This is a genomic window from Variovorax sp. V213 (assembly GCF_041154455.1).
In the GTDB taxonomy this organism is placed as follows: domain Bacteria; phylum Pseudomonadota; class Gammaproteobacteria; order Burkholderiales; family Burkholderiaceae_C; genus Variovorax.
Map to the genome: position 1 here is coordinate 2,502,772 of NZ_AP028664.1, position 16,426 is coordinate 2,519,197.

Annotated in this window: 13 protein-coding genes and 1 pseudogene; 8 read left to right on the forward strand and 6 right to left on the reverse strand. The window is 66.7% G+C overall.

The annotated features are described in order from the left end of the window. The first annotated feature begins 12 nt into the window (after positions 1–12). The 3 genes from ACAM55_RS11910 (at position 13) to ACAM55_RS11920 (ending at position 1,764) form a co-directional block, all read left to right on the forward strand. Positions 13–555: a septation protein A gene (locus ACAM55_RS11910; protein WP_369656189.1), complete on the forward strand. Its 543-nt coding sequence runs from the start codon at positions 13–15 to the stop codon at positions 553–555. Further along, on the forward strand, positions 552–833 hold the full coding sequence (locus ACAM55_RS11915; protein ID WP_369656190.1) for a BolA family protein: 282 nt from the start codon (positions 552–554) through the stop codon (positions 831–833). Before ACAM55_RS11910 ends, ACAM55_RS11915 begins: the two co-directional genes overlap by 4 nt. 145 nt (positions 834–978) lie before the next feature. Further along, positions 979–1,764, forward strand: coding sequence for a peptidylprolyl isomerase (locus tag ACAM55_RS11920; RefSeq protein ID WP_369656191.1), 786 nt, complete (start codon positions 979–981; stop codon positions 1,762–1,764). A 105-nt stretch (positions 1,765–1,869) separates the two neighbouring features. On the opposite strand, the gene purL is transcribed toward ACAM55_RS11920, so the two are convergent. Continuing rightward, entirely contained in the window at positions 1,870–5,844 is a 3,975-nt protein-coding gene (gene purL / locus ACAM55_RS11925; protein ID WP_369656388.1) for a phosphoribosylformylglycinamidine synthase, read from the reverse strand. 155 nt (positions 5,845–5,999) lie between these two features. Here purL and map point away from each other — a divergent pair. The 4 genes and pseudogenes from map to ACAM55_RS11945 all read left to right on the forward strand — a co-directional run bounded on the left by map (position 6,000) and on the right by ACAM55_RS11945 (position 11,633). Continuing rightward, a pseudogene (gene map, locus ACAM55_RS11930) lies at positions 6,000–6,823 on the forward strand (type I methionyl aminopeptidase). A gap of 34 nt (positions 6,824–6,857) precedes the next feature. Further along, positions 6,858–9,467, forward strand: a complete 2,610-nt coding sequence (locus ACAM55_RS11935) for a [protein-PII] uridylyltransferase (protein WP_369656192.1) — start codon at positions 6,858–6,860, stop codon at positions 9,465–9,467. A gap of 83 nt (positions 9,468–9,550) precedes the next feature. Next, complete coding sequence (gene pgm / locus ACAM55_RS11940; protein WP_369656193.1) at positions 9,551–11,206, forward strand: phosphoglucomutase (alpha-D-glucose-1,6-bisphosphate-dependent); 1,656 nt, start codon at positions 9,551–9,553, stop codon at positions 11,204–11,206. A gap of 25 nt (positions 11,207–11,231) precedes the next feature. Next, on the forward strand, positions 11,232–11,633 hold the full coding sequence (locus ACAM55_RS11945) for a PPC domain-containing DNA-binding protein (protein WP_369656194.1): 402 nt from the start codon (positions 11,232–11,234) through the stop codon (positions 11,631–11,633). A gap of 66 nt (positions 11,634–11,699) precedes the next feature. Here ACAM55_RS11945 and ACAM55_RS11950 read toward each other — a convergent pair whose 3' ends face one another. The 3 genes from ACAM55_RS11950 to ACAM55_RS11960 are packed head-to-tail and all read right to left on the reverse strand — an operon-like array spanning position 11,700 to position 14,784. Further along, on the reverse strand, positions 11,700–12,758 hold the full coding sequence (locus ACAM55_RS11950; RefSeq protein ID WP_369656195.1) for an amino acid ABC transporter permease: 1,059 nt from the start codon (positions 12,756–12,758) through the stop codon (positions 11,700–11,702). Continuing rightward, positions 12,755–13,753, reverse strand: a complete 999-nt coding sequence (locus tag ACAM55_RS11955; protein ID WP_369656196.1) for an amino acid ABC transporter permease — start codon at positions 13,751–13,753, stop codon at positions 12,755–12,757. Before ACAM55_RS11955 ends, ACAM55_RS11950 begins: the two co-directional genes overlap by 4 nt. Beyond that, positions 13,750–14,784, reverse strand: coding sequence for an amino acid ABC transporter substrate-binding protein (locus tag ACAM55_RS11960; protein WP_369656197.1), 1,035 nt, complete (start codon positions 14,782–14,784; stop codon positions 13,750–13,752). Before ACAM55_RS11960 ends, ACAM55_RS11955 begins: the two co-directional genes overlap by 4 nt. Before the next feature lie 173 nt (positions 14,785–14,957). On the opposite strand from ACAM55_RS11960, the gene ACAM55_RS11965 reads away from it, so the two are divergent. Next, positions 14,958–15,353, forward strand: coding sequence for a DoxX family protein (locus ACAM55_RS11965; RefSeq protein WP_369656198.1), 396 nt, complete (start codon positions 14,958–14,960; stop codon positions 15,351–15,353). 36 nt (positions 15,354–15,389) lie between these two features. On the opposite strand, the gene def is transcribed toward ACAM55_RS11965, so the two are convergent. Beyond that, complete coding sequence (def, locus tag ACAM55_RS11970) at positions 15,390–15,929, reverse strand: peptide deformylase (RefSeq protein WP_369656199.1); 540 nt, start codon at positions 15,927–15,929, stop codon at positions 15,390–15,392. 54 nt (positions 15,930–15,983) lie between these two features. Continuing rightward, the gene (locus ACAM55_RS11975; RefSeq protein ID WP_369656200.1) at positions 15,984–16,409 is read right to left on the reverse strand and encodes a hypothetical protein; all 426 of its coding nucleotides are present in this window, start codon (positions 16,407–16,409) and stop codon (positions 15,984–15,986) included. Between the last annotated feature and the right edge of the window lie 17 nt (positions 16,410–16,426).

Consider the following 16,426-nt stretch of genomic DNA (forward strand, 5'->3'; position numbering starts at 1 on the left):
TCCGCCCAGCGCATGAAACTGATCCTCGACTTCTTTCCGATCCTGCTGTTCTTCGGCGCCTACAAGCTGGCCGACATCTACACCGCCACCGGCGTGCTCATGGCCGCCACCGTGCTGCAGATGGGCATCATCTACGCCCTGGACCGCAAGCTGCAGGCCATGCAGAAGGCCACGCTGGTGCTGATCCTCTTGTTCGGCACGCTCACGCTGGTGCTGCACGACGACCGCTTCATCAAGTGGAAGCCCACGGTCCTCTACGGTGCCATGGCCATCGCCCTGGCGGTTGCGCTCTGGGCGCTGAAGAAGAACTTCCTCAAGATGCTGCTGGGCTCGCAGCTGCAATTGCCCGACCGCGTGTGGGGCCGCCTCAACGTGGCCTGGATCGGTTACTGCCTCTTCATGGCCGCCATCAACGGCTACGTGGCGGCGTACTTCACCACCGAGGCCTGGGTCAACTTCAAGCTCTGGGGCTATGCGTTTCCCGTCGTCTTCCTGGTGGCGCAGGGGCTTTACATCTCGCCGCACCTCAAGGGCGACGACAAGCCCGCCGCATGAGCGCAGCAGCGAACCACCCCTTGCCGACGGCGCGCGACCTCGAAGCGGCGCTGCGCCAGGCGCTCCAGCCCACGGTGCTGGAGGTGATCGACGAGAGCAGCGCCCACGCCGGCCATGCCGGCGCCAACGCGGAGGGTCGCGGCACCCATTTCCGGGTTCGCGTTGCTTCCCCACTGTTCGAAGGGAAGCCCCGCGTGGCGCGCCATCGCCTTGTGTATGATGCCCTCCAAGTTTTTATCGCGCAGGGTCTGCACGCCATCGCCATCGAGGTGCTCTGAGTCTTCGGATCAGTTTCACGCCGCCATCCGCCAACATGGCCGCGCCAGCCCGCCCTCCCTTCTTCTTCGTTTCCGTCGTCTCATCCGCTTTCTTCCACGCGCTTTTTCCCATACGCGCATTTCCCTCCAGCCTGATATTCATTCCATGAAAAAACAAATCTTGCAGGCCGTTGCGGCCGCAGCGCTGCTCGGTGCGATTCCCGTGGCGGCCATGGCGCAGAACGCAGCCATCGTCAACGGCAAGCCCGTGCCCAAGGCGCGCATGGACGTGCTGGCCCAGCAGCTGGCGGCAGCCGGCCGGCCGGTCACGCCGGAGATGCAGGGCCAGTTGCGCGAGGAAGTCGTTGCGCGCGAAGTGTTCATGCAGGAAGCTCAGAAGCAGGGCCTCGACGCCACCGAGGACTACAAGAACCAGCTCGAACTTGCCCGCCAGGCGATCCTGATCCGCGCGCTGTTCGAGAACTACCGCAAGACCAGCCCGGTCTCGGACGCCGACGTCAAGGCCGAGTACGACAAGTTCGTGGCGGCCAACGGCGGCAAGGAATACAAGGCCCGCCACATCCTGGTCGAAACGGAAGACCAGGCCAAGAAGATCATGGCCGACCTGAAGAAGGGCGCCAAGTTCGAGGACATCGCCAAGAAGCAGAGCAAGGACCCGGGATCGGGCGCCAACGGCGGCGACCTCGACTGGGCCAACCCGGCGAGCTTCGTGCCCGAGTTCTCGGAAGCGATGATCAAGCTGAAGAAGGGTGAAACCACCCCTGCGCCGATCAAGACGCAGTTCGGCTACCACATCATCCGCGTCGACGACATCCGCCAGGCGCAGCTTCCGAAGATGGAAGAAGTGAAGCCGCAGATCACGCAGCAGCTGCAGCAGCAGCGCCTGCAGAAGTACCAGGAAGAACTGCGCGCGAAGGCAAAAGTGGAATAACGCCCAGACCAGCGGCCCGGCAAAGCCGGTTCCGCGGTGTTCTGGAAATAAAAAAGCGGCCTGTCGGCCGCTTTTTTTCATGGCCCGTGCAGAGCCTTGACCTTGTCAGCCCACCCAGCGGCGCGCATTGCGCCAGATGCGCATCCACGGGCTCAGTTCGTTCCTGTCGCCACCGGTCCAGCTCATCTGGATGTTGCGGAACACGCGCTCCGGGTGCGGCATGACGGCGGTGAAGCGGCCGTCCGGCGTGGTGACCGAGGTCAGGCCGCCCGCGCTGCCGTTCGGGTTGAACGGGTATTGCTCGGTCGGGTTGCCGTGGTTGTCCACGAAGCGCATCGCCGCAATGGCCTTGGCGGCATCGCCGCGGTGCTTGAAGTTGGCATAACCCTCGCCATGCGCCACCGCGATCGGCAGCCGGCTGCCGGCCATGCCCGCAAAGAAGATGCTGGGCGATTCGAGCACCTCGACCATCGACAGGCGCGCCTCGAAACGCTCGCTCTGGTTGGTGGTGAAGCGCGGCCAGGCCTCGGCGCCTGGAATGATGTCCGCCAGTTCGGCGAACATCTGGCAGCCGTTGCACACGCCCAGGCCGAAGGTGTCTTCGCGGCCGAAGAAAGCCTTGAACTGCTCGGCGAGCTTCGGGTTGAAGGTGATGCTGCGCGCCCAGCCGATGCCGGCGCCCAGGGTGTCGCCGTAGCTGAAGCCGCCACAGGCGACCACGCCCTTGAAGTTGGCGAGGTCCGCCCTGCCCGTCTGCAGGTCGGTCATGTGCACGTCGTAGGCTTCGAAGCCGGCTTCGGTGAAGGCGTAGGCCATCTCCACATGCGAGTTGACGCCCTGCTCGCGCAGGATCGCGACCTTGGGGCGCGATTGGAGGATGGCGGGGGCGACGGGTGCAACCGGCGCGTCCGGCAGGAACACGTGCATGCCCGGGTCCGAAGGCACACCCGCCGCGGCGTGCTCGGCATCGGCGCAGGCCGGGTTGTCGCGCTCGCGCGCGATCTTCCAGCTGACCGAATCCCACACCTGGTGCAGGTCGTGCAGCGTCGCGCTGAACACCGACCTGGCATCGCGCCAGACTTCGAGCTTGCCCTTGCCCGCGTCCATGGCCGAGCTGGCCGGCCGGGTCTTGCCGACGAAATGGCTGTGGGCACTGAGTCCGTGGGCGCGCAGCACCTGCATCACGTCGTTGCGCTCGGCGGTGCGCACCTGCAGCACCATGCCGAGTTCTTCGTTGAAGAGCGCCTTGAGCGTGAGCTCCTCGCGCCGCGCGCTGACCTGCTGCGCCCAGTTCTTGGCGTCGCCGGTTTCCATGCGGCTGTCGGAGATGCCGTCGCCTTCGGTGACCAGCATGTCGACGTTGAGGGCCACGCCCACATGGCCCGCAAAGGCCATTTCGCAGGCAGTGGCGAACAGGCCGCCGTCGCTGCGGTCGTGCATGGCCAGGATCTTGCCGTCGGCGCGCAGCGCATTCACGGCATCGACCAGCGCCACGAGCTGCGCCGGGTCGTCGAGGTCGGGCACCACGTCGCCGCTCTGGCCGAGCGTCTGCGCCAGGATGCTGCCGGCCATGCGGTGCCGGCCGCAACCCAGGTCGATGAGCACGAGCGTCGTGTCGGCTTCGCTGGCATCGAGCTGCGGCGTGAGCGTGCCGCGCACGTCGGCCAGCGAGGCAAAAGCGGTGACGATCAGGCTGACGGGCGAAGTGACCTTCTTCGCTTCGTCGCCGTCTTTCCACTGCGTGCGCATCGACAGCGAATCCTTGCCGACCGGAATCGACACGCCCAGCGCCGGGCACAGCTCCAGGCCCACGGCCTTGACGGTTTCGTACAGCGCGGCGTCTTCGCCCGGTTCGCCGCAGGCGGCCATCCAGTTGGCCGAGAGCTTGACGCGCGAGAGTTCGATCGGCGCGGCCAGCAGATTCGTGATGGCCTCGGCCACGGCCATGCGGCCCGAGGCCGGCGCGTCGAGCGCGGCCAGCGGCGTGCGTTCGCCCATGCTCATCGCCTCGCCTGCAAAGCCCTTGTAGTCGGCCAGCGTGACGGCGCAATCGGCCACCGGCACCTGCCATGGGCCGACCATCTGGTCGCGGTGGCTCAGGCCGCCCACGGTGCGGTCGCCGATGGTGATCAGGAAGCGCTTAGAAGCCACGGTCGGGTGCGAGAGCACGTCGATGGCGGCCTTCTGCAGATCGACGCCCGTGAGGTCGAGCGGCTTGAAGCTGCGCGCCACGGTCTTCACGTCGCGGTGCATCTTGGGCGGCTTGCCCAACAGCACGTCCATCGGCATGTCGACCGGCTGCACCGCGGCGCCTTCATCGGCCACCAGCAGCTGGCGCTCCTCGGTCGCCACGCCCACCACCGAGAACGGGCAGCGCTCGCGCTCGCAGAAGGCCTTGAACTGTTCGAGCGATTCCGGCGCAATGGCCAGCACGTAGCGCTCCTGGCTTTCGTTGCACCAGATTTCCTTCGGCGCCATGCCCGATTCTTCGAGCGGCACCGCACGCAGGTCGAAGCGCGCGCCGCGGCCGGCGTCGTTGGTCAGTTCGGGGAAGGCATTGCTCAGGCCGCCCGCGCCCACGTCGTGGATCGCCAGGATCGGGTTGGCCGCGCCCTGCTGCCAGCAGTGGTTGATGACTTCCTGCGCACGGCGCTCGATCTCGGGGTTGCCCCGCTGCACCGAGTCGAAGTCGAGTTCGGCCGCGTTGGCGCCGGTCGCCATCGAGCTGGCGGCGCTGCCGCCCATGCCGATACGCATGCCGGGGCCGCCGAGCTGGATCAGCAGCGAGCCGGCCGGGAACTGGATCTTCTTGGTCTGGGTCGCGTCGATTTGCCCCAAGCCGCCCGCGATCATGATGGGCTTGTGATAGCCGCGCCGCACGGTGTCGAGGTCGCTCGCCACGGTCTGCTCGTATTCGCGGAAGTAGCCCAGCAGGTTGGGCCGGCCGAATTCGTTGTTGAACGCGGCGCCGCCCAGCGGGCCCTCCGTCATGATCTGCAACGGGCTGGCGATGTGCTCGGGCTTGCCGTAGTGGCCTTCTTCCGGCCAGAGCTTGGACACGGTGAAGCCGGTCAGGCCGGCCTTGGGCTTGGAGCCGCGGCCGGTGGCGCCTTCGTCGCGGATCTCGCCGCCCGCACCGGTCGAGGCGCCCGGGAACGGGGAAATGGCGGTCGGGTGGTTGTGCGTCTCCACCTTCATGAGCACATGGCTCAGCGCGCTATCTTTTTGATAGCTTTGCGAGTCCGACCTGGCCACAAAGCGCTCGACGGTCGCGCCTTCCATCACCGAGGCGTTGTCCGCATAGGCAATGACCGTGTGCTGCGGGTTCTGCTTCTCGGTGTGGCGGATCATCGAGAACAGGCTCTGCGGCTGGGCCACGCCGTCGATGGTGAAGGCGGCATTGAAGATCTTGTGGCGGCAGTGCTCGCTGTTGGCCTGCGCGAACATCATCAGTTCGACGTCGCTGGGGTTGCGCCCCAGGCGGGTGAAGGCCTCGACGAGATAGTCGATCTCGTCCTCGGCCAGCGCCAGGCCGAAGCCGGTGTTGGCCGCCACCAGGGCCTCGCGGCCGCCGGTCTGCACGTCGACCTGCGCCATCGGCTGGGCCGGCAGTTCGCTGAACAGGCTGGCGGCCTGCTCCACCGTGGCCAGCACCGATTCGGTCATGCGGTCGTGCAGCGGGCCGGCCGCGGCCGCGAGCATGTCGCCCTCGAGCACGGGCGCCTTGCCGATCAGCGGGGCCTTGAGCTTCAGGTGGTACTGCGTGACCCGCTCGACCCGGCGCAGCGCCAGCCCGCAGTTGTGGGCAATGTCGGTGGCCTTGGAAGCCCAGGGCGACACCGTGCCCAGGCGCGGGGTGACCACCACGGAAGTACCGGCCTTGGCCAGCGCCTCGAAGGGCTCGCCGTAGGTCAGGAGCGCAGCGAAGCGGTCGTGGTCGGCCGCGTCCAGGGCGGCGTCGGTGACCACCAGGTGCACGAAACGCGCGGCAATGCCTTCGATGCGGGGCTCGATGGCCTGCAGCTTGGGCAGCAGCTGCCGCGCGCGGAAATCGCTGAGTGCGCTGCCGCCCTCGAACATGGTTACGACAGGAAGGGCTTGAGGTGCGGGCTGCGTCACGGTCGAAAGGGCCTGGGGGCCGCGTTGGGAATCAAGAAAATCGAGGCGGATGGCCGCTGACTGGGGCCATCCGCGTAAGCCCTGAATTTTAGCCGGGTGAATGGGATAATTCCGGGATGAGCATTACCTACAAGGACGCAGCAGGCATCGAAGCCATGCGCGTCGCCTGCCGCCTGGCTTCCGAGGTGCTGGACTACCTCACGCCTTTCATCAAGCCTGGCATCACGACCAACGACGTGGACCGGCTGGCCGCCGAATACATGGTCAAGCAGGGCACCACCTCGGCCACCGTGGGCTACATGGGCGCCAGCAGCGTGCCCTTTCCGAAGTCGCTCTGCACCTCGGTGAACCATGTGGTGTGCCACGGCATTCCGAATGACAAGCCCTTGAAGAAGGGCGACATCATGAACGTCGACGTGACCGTCATCAAGGACGGCTGGTTCGGCGACAACAGCCGCATGTACATCATCGGCGACGCCTCCATTGCCGCCAAGCGCCTGTGCCACATCACCTTCGAAGCCATGTGGCACGGCATCATGCAGGTGCGCCCGGGCGCGCACCTGGGCGACGTGGGCCATGCCATCCAGAAGTTCGCCGAAGGCCACGGCTATTCGGTGGTGCGCGAGTTTTGCGGCCACGGCGTGGGCCAGCGCTTCCATGAAGAACCGCAGGTGCTGCATTACGGCCGCCCGGGCACGCTCGAAGAACTCAAGCCCGGCATGATCTTCACCATCGAGCCGATGATCAATGCCGGCAAGCGCGAGGTGAAGGAAGATTTCAGGGGCGGCCAGTACGACGGCTGGACCATCGTCACTCGCGACCATTCGCTGTCGGCGCAATGGAACACTCGGTGCTGGTCACCGAAACGGGCTACGAGGTGCTCACGCTGTCCGAAGGCAGCCCGCCGCTGCCCTCGTTCGTCACTTCCACGAAAACGTGAGCCGCGCGCGCGGCGCACGGCCCCGGACAAAGCCGTGATCGAACCAGCCAAGATCGACGTCGCCACGCTTCGCGAAGCCTATCGCGCGAAGAAACTGGCGCTGTTCGACACCCTGCGTTTTGCGCGCGCGCCCACGCGCAGCGTGCACGCCGTGTTGCGCCAGTTGTCGGCCCTGGCCGACCAGACGCTGTGCGCGCTCTGGCACGAAGCGGACTTCGGCGACTCGCTCACGCTGGCGGCCGTGGGCGGCTTCGGCCGCGGGGAGCTGTTTCCGTATTCCGACGTCGACGTGCTGCTGCTGCTGCCGCCCGAGGGCCACGACAGCGAAATCGATCCGGCGCGCATCGAAGCCTTCATCGGCCACTGCTGGGACGCAGGGCTCGAAATCGGCTCCAGCGTGCGCACCGTCGAAGAGTGCCTGGCCGAAGCCGAGAAAGACGTCACGGTCCAGACCTCGCTGCTCGAATCCCGGCTCATCACGGGCAACAAGAAGCTGTTCGTGGCGTTCCGCAGGCGCTTCGCGAGGGCCATCGATCCGCAGGCCTTTTTCGTGGCCAAGTCGCAGGAAATGCGGCATCGCCACCAGAAGTACGACAACACGCCGTATGCGCTCGAGCCCAATTGCAAGGAATCGCCGGGTGGGCTGCGCGACCTGCAGACCATTCTCTGGATGACCAAGGCCGCCGGCTTCGGCAGCCGCTGGGACGACCTGGCCAAGAACGGGCTGGCAACGTCCTTCGAGGCGCAGCAGATCAAGCGCAACGAAGCCCTGCTCTCGCTGATCCGCGCGCGCCTGCACGTGATTGCCAAGCGGCGCGAAGACCGCCTGGTGTTCGACCTGCAGACGGCCGTGGCCGCGAGCTTCGGCTACGAAGGCGAATCGCAGCGCAAGTCGAGCGAGGCGCTGATGCGGCGCTACTACTGGGCGGCCAAGGCGGTTTCGCAGCTCAATCAGATCCTGCTGCTCAACATCGCGGAGCGGCTGCAGCCGGTGGACGAGCAGCACACGCCGATCAACGAGCGCTTCTTCGAGCGCGCCGGCCTGATCGAAATTGCGAGCGACGATCTCTACGAGCGCGAGCCGCACGCCATCCTCGAGACCTTTCTTCTCTACCAGAAGACCATCGGCGTTCAGGGCCTGTCGGCCCGCACGCTGCGCGCGCTCTACAACGCGCGCCACGTGATGGACAGCAAGTTCCGCAACGATCCGGTCAACCACCAGACCTTCATGCGCATCCTGCTGCAGCCCTACGGCATCACGCATGCGTTCAGGCTCATGAACCAGACCTCGGTGCTGGGCCGCTACCTGCGGGTGTTCCGCAGCATCGTGGGACAGATGCAGCATGACCTGTTCCACGTCTACACGGTAGACCAGCACATCCTGATGGTGCTGCGCAACGTGCGGCGCTTCTTCATCGCCGAGCACGCGCACGAATACCCGTTCTGCTCGCAGCTCGCCGCCGGCTGGGACAAGCCGTGGATCCTCTACGTGGCCGCGCTCTTCCACGACATTGCCAAGGGCCGCGGCGGCGACCATTCGACGCTCGGCGCGCGCGACGTGCAGCGCTTCTGCAAGCAGCACGGCATTGCGCGCGAAGATGCCAAGCTGATCGAATTCCTCGTCGCCGAACACCTGGTGATGAGCCAGGTCGCGCAGAAGCAGGACCTGAGCGACCCCGAGGTGATCGGCGCCTTTGCCAAACGCGTGGGCAACGAGCGCTACCTGACAGCCCTTTATCTGCTGACGGTGGCCGATATCCGCGGCACGTCGCCGCGCGTGTGGAATGCCTGGAAGGGCAAGCTGCTCGAAGACCTGTACCGCTACACGCTGCGCGCGCTCGGCGGTCGCATGCCCGACCCCGACGCCGAGGTGGAATCGCGCAAGCGCGAAGCACTGGTGCAGCTGGCGTTGCACGCCCAGCGCTTCGAGGCCCACAAGGCGCTGTGGGACACGCTCGACGTGGGCTACTTCATGCGCCACGACGCCACCGAGATCGCCTGGCACGCCAAGCAGCTCTCGCGCTTCGTGCCGCCGCCGAACGTGCCCGTCGACCCCAAGGCGCCGCCCGTCGTTCGGGCGCATCTTTCGCCGGTGGGCGAAGGCCTGCAGGTGGTGGTCTACACGCCCGACCAGCCCGACCTGTTCGCGCGCATCTGCGGGTATTTCGATCAGTCGTCGTTCAACATTCTTGACGCGAAAGTACACACCGCAAGCAACGGCTATGCGCTCGACACCTTCCAGGTGGTGACCGCTTTCCAGCCCGACCACTACCGCGACCTCATCAGCATGGTCGAGTCGGGCCTCGCGCAGACGCTGACCGAGGCCGGCCCCCTGCCCTCGCCGAGCGTGGGACGGGTGTCGCGCCGCGTGCGCAGTTTCCCGATCAAGCCGCGCATCAGCCTGCTGCCCGACGACAAGGCTCAGCGCTGGCTGCTCAACATCTCGGCCAGCGACCGCGCGGGACTGCTGTATTCGGTGGCGCGCGTGCTCGCACGACATCACCTGAACCTGCAGCTCGCCAAGATCACAACCCTGGGCGAGCGCGTGGAAGACACCTTCCTGATCAGCGGGCCGGAACTGCAGGGCCAGAAGACGCAGCTGGCGATCGAGACCGAGCTGATGGAAGCGTTGGCGTCGCAGTAGCTCGCTTTCCGCTTGTTTCATTCGCAGGCGCATCCTGCGGCATGATGTTGTCGACTTGATTCAACTCGAACGGCAACACCCGCATGAGCCAGAAAACCAATCCCCTCGCAGGCCAGCCCGCTCCGCTGGACCTGCTCGTCAACGTTCCGCGCCTTGTCTCCGCCTATTACACGGGCCGGCCCGATCCTTCGGTCGCCGCGCAGCGCGTGGCCTTTGGAACCTCGGGACATCGCGGCTCCTCCTTCGACAACGCATTCAACGAATGGCATGTGCTGGCCATCAGCCAGGCCATTGCCGACTATCGGCGCCAAAAGGGGATCGACGGTCCGCTGTTCCTCGGCATCGACACGCACGCGCTCTCCACCCCGGCGTTCAGCAGCGCTGTGGAAGTGCTCGCGGCCAACGGCGTCGAACTGATGCTGTCGAAGGACGACGAGTACACACCCACGCCGGCCGTCTCGCACGCCATCCTGGTCTACAACCGCGGACGCACGACAGGGCTGGCCGACGGCATCGTGATCACGCCCTCGCACAATCCGCCCGAAAGCGGCGGCTTCAAGTACAACCCGCCCAACGGCGGCCCGGCGGGCACCGACATCACCTCCGCCGTCGAGGCAGCCGCCAACAAGATGCTGGCGAGCGGACTCGAAGGCGTGAAGCGCATGCCGCTCGCGCAGGCGCTGCGCGCTTCGACCACGCGCCGGCACGACTACCTGAACACCTACGTCGAAGATCTGGCCCAGGTGCTCGACATGGACGCGATTCGCGGCGTGGAGATCGACCTGGGCGTCGATCCGCTCGGCGGCGCCGGCGTGCACTACTGGCCCGCCATTGCCGAGCGCTACAGGCTCAAGCGCCTCGAAGTGCTCAGCCAGGAGGTCGACCCGACCTTCCGCTTCATGTCGCTCGACTGGGACGGCCGCATCCGCATGGACCCGTCCTCGCCCGACGCGATGCACAAGCTGATCGCCCTGAAAGACCGCTTCGGCATCGCCTTTGCCTGCGACACCGACCACGACCGCCACGGCGTGGTGGCGCGCAGCGCGGGCCTGATGCAGCCGAACAGCTATCTCGCGGTGATGATCGACTACCTCTACACGCACCGCCCGCAGTGGCCGGCGCAAGCGGCCGTCGGCAAGACGGTGGTGAGCAGCCAGATGATCGACCGTGTCACGGCCCGGCTCGGCCGCAAGCTCTACGAGGTGCCGGTGGGCTTCAAGTGGTTCGTCGACGGGCTGGTGGACGGCTCGCTGGGCTTCGGCGGCGAGGAAAGCGCGGGCGCGACCTTCCTGCGCTTCGACGGCTCGGCGTGGACCACCGACAAGGACGGCATCGTGCCCGCCCTGCTCTCGGCCGAAATCGCCGCGCGCACCGGGCGCGACCCGGGCGAACGCTACGCCGAGCTGACGCAGGCGCTGGGCCAGCCGGTGTCCGATCGCGTGGATGCGGCGGCCACGGTGGAGCAGAAAAAGAAACTGTCGAGCCTGTCGCCGCAGCAGGTCAGCTCGACCGAGCTCGCGGGCGACAAGATCGAAGCCGTGCTGAGCCATGCGCCGGGCAACGGCGCGGCCATCGGCGGTGTGAAGGTCGTCACCGGCAACGGCTGGTTCGCTGCGCGGCCCTCGGGCACCGAGAACATCTACAAGATCTACGGCGAGAGCTTCAAGGGTGCGGAGCACCTGGGGCGCATCCTCGAAGAGGCACAGCAGCTGGTGGACAAGGCGCTGTCGGCGGGCTGAGGCCAGACAGCACCACCCGCCCGCCATGCAAGCACACGCGCTGCGCCTGAACCCCGGCGACGACCTGCGCGCCGCGCTCGATGCTGCGCTGAAGCACCGCGGCGCCGAAGCCGCCTTCGTGGTCTCCGGCGTCGGCAGTCTCCGCGGCGCGTGCATCCGGTACGCCGGCGCAGAAACCGCTGCAGTGCTCGAAGGCGATCTTGAAATCCTCACGCTGTCCGGCACGCTGTCGCCGGACGGATCTCATCTGCACATCAGCGTGTCGGACGGTGCGGGCCAGGTCCGGGGCGGCCACGTCGCGCCGGGCTGCTCTGTGCGCACCACAGCCGAGATACTGATCGCCTGGCTGCCCGAATGGCACTTCGCCCGTGAGCAGGATCCGGCGACGGGCTATGCCGAACTGATGCCGCGATCCAGAAAGACCTGAGCCCGAGCGAGCTGGCCGCCCGCGGGTTCGGTGCGCGCCTTGTTCGGCCGCAGCAGGCAGCGCGCCTCAGGTCGGCGCGCTCGCCAGCCTTCGCTCCAGCCACACGCTGTAGCGCGAGAGCCCGAAGCACAGCACCCAATACACCGCCGCGATGAAGAGGTAGCCCTCGAGGTAGAACGGCCGCCAGGTCGGGTCGCCGCCGAGTGCCAGGCCCAGTGCGCCGGTGAGCTCGAACAGGCCGACCACCGTGACCAGTGAAGTGTCCTTGAGCGTGCCGACCACGTTGTTGGTCAGCGCGGGCACCACGAGCCGCAGGGCCTGTGGCAGCACGATGTCCCGCTGCACGGGCCAGCGCCCGAAGCCCAGCGCCATGGCCACCTCGGTCTGCCCGCGCGGCACGGCCTGCAGGCCGCCGCGGATGATCTCGGCCAGGTAAGCCGCCACGAACAACGCCAGGCCCGCGAGCACGCGCACGAGTACGTCGGGTTGCCAGCCGGCCGGCCACAGCAGCGGCAGCAGGAACGAGGCCATGAACAGCACCGAGATCAGCGGCACGCCGCGCACCAGCTCGATGTAGCTCGCGCTCAGCGTGCGAACCACCGGCCAGCCCGAGCGCCGCCCGAGCGCCAGCAGCAGCGCCAGCGGAAAGGCCAGTGCCAGGCCGACCACCGCAAGGCCGATGGTGAGCGGCAATCCGCCCCAGCGACTCGTCGGCACAGCGTTCAAGCCAAGCACGCCGCCGCGCATCAGCAGCACGAAGAGCAGCAGCGCCACGGCCCAGAGCGGCAGCAGCCACCAGCGCCAGCTGCGCGGCCAGGCGCTCAGCACCGTGACGGCCGACAACACGACCACCGCGATGGCCGGGCGCCATTGCTCTTCATAGGGAAAGCGGCCGAACAGCATTGGCCGCCATTTCTCGGCCACCACGCCCCAGCAAGCGCCATGCTGCACCGCGCGGCAAGCTTCGGCATCGGGCCGGAACACCGCGCGCACCACGCCCCATTCGACGGCATGGAAGCCGCCCCACGCGAGCAGCGCGATCAACACCACGGTGGCCAATGCGCGCAGCGGCGAACCCCAGAGCTCGCTGCGCCAGGCGATGGGCCCTTGTGCGACGTTTCTCATCGCCAGCCCCTGAGCGCGACGCGCGTGTTGTAGCGGTTCATGCCGAAGGAGATCAACAGCGACAACAGCAGGTAGACCGCCATGATGATCGCGATGCACTCGAAGGCCCGGCCGTTCGAGCCGATGGTGGTGTTGGCCACCGACACGAGTTCCGGATAGCCCACGGCCACCGCGAGCGACGAATTCTTGGTGAGGCTCAGCAACTGGTTGGTGAGCGAAGGCACGATCACCCGCAGCGCCTGCGGCAGGATCACGATGCGCAGTTGCTGCACCGATGTCAGGCCCAGCGCCTGCCCGGCCAGCACCTGTCCCTGCGACACCGACAGGATGCCGGCGCGCACGATCTCCGCCACGAAAGCAGCAGAGTAGAAGGAAAGGCCTGCGACGATGGTCACGTACTCCGGGCTCAGCGCCGCACCGCCGCTCACGCCGAAGTCGCCCTTCTCGGGCCATTCGAAATGCGTGGGCCACCAGCCATCCTCGCCCGACGCAGGCCAGGGCACGCTCAGCCCGCCCTTGCTGAGCCACACACCCGGCAGCAGGCGCAGGGGCTCGGTCGGGTCGGGCAGCAGGTTGGCCATGGCGAAGGCCAGCATCAGCAACTGCACCAGCAGCGGGACGTTGCGCAGCAGTTCGACATACGCAGTGCAGACGCCGCGCAGCAACACATGCGGCGCGAGCCGGCCGATGCCGATCAAGGTGCCGAGCACGACCGAAAAAATAGCGGCAGGCACCGAGGCGCGCACGGTGTTGATCAGGCCCGCCACGAAGGCGCGCCAGAACGGCTGGCTGGCATCGAAGTCGAGCCAGCCTTCGCTGATGGAGAAGCCCGCGGGCTCGGTCAGAAAGTCGAAGCCCGAACGAACACCGCGCGCACGCAGCACGTCGAGCGCATGGTGCACCAGCCAGAAGGCGCCGGCCACGACGGCCAGCACCAGCAGCGCCTGGACGACCCAGGCCAGCCAGGCGCCGCGGCGCGAGGCTCCGCCGCTCATCGAACCGGGGGTGCGTAGATCAGGCCGCCCTTGTTCCAGAGGTTGTTGGAGCCGCGCGGCAGCTTGAGCACCGACTTCGGCCCGACGTTGCGCTCGAACATCTCGCCGTAGTTGCCGACGGCCTTGATGGCACGGAACGACCAGTCCTTGTCGAGGCCCAGCAGCTTGCCCAGGTCTTCACCGGTGCCGACCAGGCGCTGCTGCCCCGGGTCCTTGCTGTTGGCCTTGAGCTCGTCGGCATTGGCCTGCGTGACGCCGAACTCTTCGGCCTCGATGAGCGCGTTGGGCACCCACTTGGCAATGGCAAACCACTCGTCGTCGCCGCGGCGAACCAGCGGCGCGAGCGGCTCCTTGGAAATCAGCTCGGGCAGGATGACGTAGTCGTCGGGGTTCGGCGCTTCCTTGTTGCGCAGGCCGGCCAGCGCCGAGGCGTCGGTGGTGAAGGCCTGGCAGCGGCCCGAGAAGAAGGCCTTGAACGAAGCCTCGAAGCTTTCGAACACGACCGTCTTCACCGGGATGTTCTGCGCACGGAAGTAGTCGGACACGTTCTTCTCGTTGGTGGTGCCCGATTGCGTGCAGATGGTGGCGTTCTTGAGCTGCTTGGCGCTCGTGACCTTGAGCTTCTTCGGCACCAGGAAGCCCTGGCCGTCGTAGTAGGTGATGGTGGTGAAGTTGAAGCCCAGCGATGCGTCGCGCGTGAGCGTCCAGGTGGTGTTGCGCGCGAGGATGTCGATCTCGCCGGCCTGCAGGGCCGAGAAGCGCTGCTGCGAATTGAGCGGCACGAAATCGACCTTCTTCGGGTCGCCCAGCACGGCCGCCGCAATGGCGCGGCAGGTATCGACGTCCAGGCCGGACCAGTTGCCCTGCGTGTCGGGCGCGGAAAAACCGGCCACGCCATTGGTCACGCCGCACTTGACGGTCCCGCGCTGCTTGACGGCGTCGAGGGTCTTGCCGGCAAAGGCGGGAGCGGCCACGGCAAACACGGCGACAGATGCGGCAACGGCCAGCGCGGGACGGAATCGGCTCTTCATTGGTGTGTTCTCCTCAAGAGTAGGCGAAAGGCAGTGTACGGGGCTGCGCGCCACTCTGCCAAAGAACGGACGGTTGGATGCATATGCCGCAAGCCGCTTGCCGCGGGCTTTTCTTGTCCGCCGCATTCACTAACATACGGCCCTCCAATCACTCTCTCACCAGGAATCTGCTCATGAACAAATCCGACGACACCGGCAAGCTCGTTCTGCGCGTTGCACTCGGCATCCTCATCCTGTTGCACGGCATCGCGAAGGTCGGCAAGGGCGTCGACGGCATCGGCGGCATGCTGGCGTCCCATGGCCTGCCGGCGGCGTTTGCATACCTGATCTACATAGGAGAGATCATCGCGCCGGTGTTGCTCATCGTGGGGCTGTTCACGCGGCCGGCGGCGCTGATCGTCGCGATCAACATGGTGGTGGCGATCTGGCTGGTGCACCAGAAGGATCTGGGCGCGCTCAATGGCCAGGGCGGCTGGGCCCTGGAGCTGCAGGGCATGTTCCTGTTCTCCGCACTTGCAATCAGCCTGTTCGGCGGCGGCCGCTTCGGACTGGGCGGCAAGTACAACTGACGTCATGCAGCCGGCCCGCGCGCCGGCTTTTTCGTTTCAGTCGTCGTCGTTGGCGTCGAGTCCCGGAAACAGGACGTCGGTGTAGCCGAAGCGCGAGAAATCGCGCACCCGCATCGGGTAAAGCTTGCCCAGCAGGTGATCGACCTCGTGCTGAACCACGCGCGCATGAAAACCGCTGGCGATGCGGTCGATGGGATCGCCATAGGGGTCGAAGCCGGTGTAGCGGATGTTCGCAAAGCGCGGCACCACGCCGCGCAGGCCCGGCACCGACAGGCACCCTTCCCAGCCCTCTTCTTCCTCTTCGCCGATCGGGGTGATGACCGGGTTCAGCAGCACGGTGCGGGGCACCGTCGGAGCGTCTGGGTAGCGGGGGTTGACGACATCGGTGCCGAAGATCACGAGCTGCTGGTCCACGCCGATCTGCGGCGCGGCCAGGCCGGCGCCATTGACGGACTGCATGGTCTCGAACATGTCGCGCACCAGCAGGTGCAACTCGTCAGTATCGAAGGCGGCCACCGGCTGCGCGATGCGCAGCAGCCGGGAGTCGCCCATTTTCAGGATTTCGCGGATGGCCATGACGGGATTATCGCGAACGCCCGTCGCTTGCCGTTCGCCGTTGCGCCCGATCGATCAGGGCGGGGTTTGTCCCTTGGAGTCCGGCGACGTCCAAAGCTTCTCCGAACCGCGCGGTGGCTGCGACCGATACTGCGGAAGCGGCGAAACGCCGGCCGGCGGCACGGCCGACTGGCGCCCGCCACCCCAGCCGGGACGAGAAGGCACGGGCACCGGCACCGGGACCGGTCGCACCGCGGGGTAGCCCGGCCGTCCGTAATAAGGCCTGTCGTAGTAGGGGCGGTCGTAGTAGCGGCGCCCGCCTTCGTAATAGCCGCCACCCTGGATATAGACCGGCGCCGGATTCACCACCACCGGATCGGCGTAGTAAGGCTGCGAGTAGCCCCCGCTGTAGTAGGGCTCGCCGGGAACGGCCACGCAACCGCCAAGCAGCGCGAAGCCGCCAATGGCGACGCAAGTACCGAGAACACGAATCTTTTGCATAAGGGACTCCTTGTCAG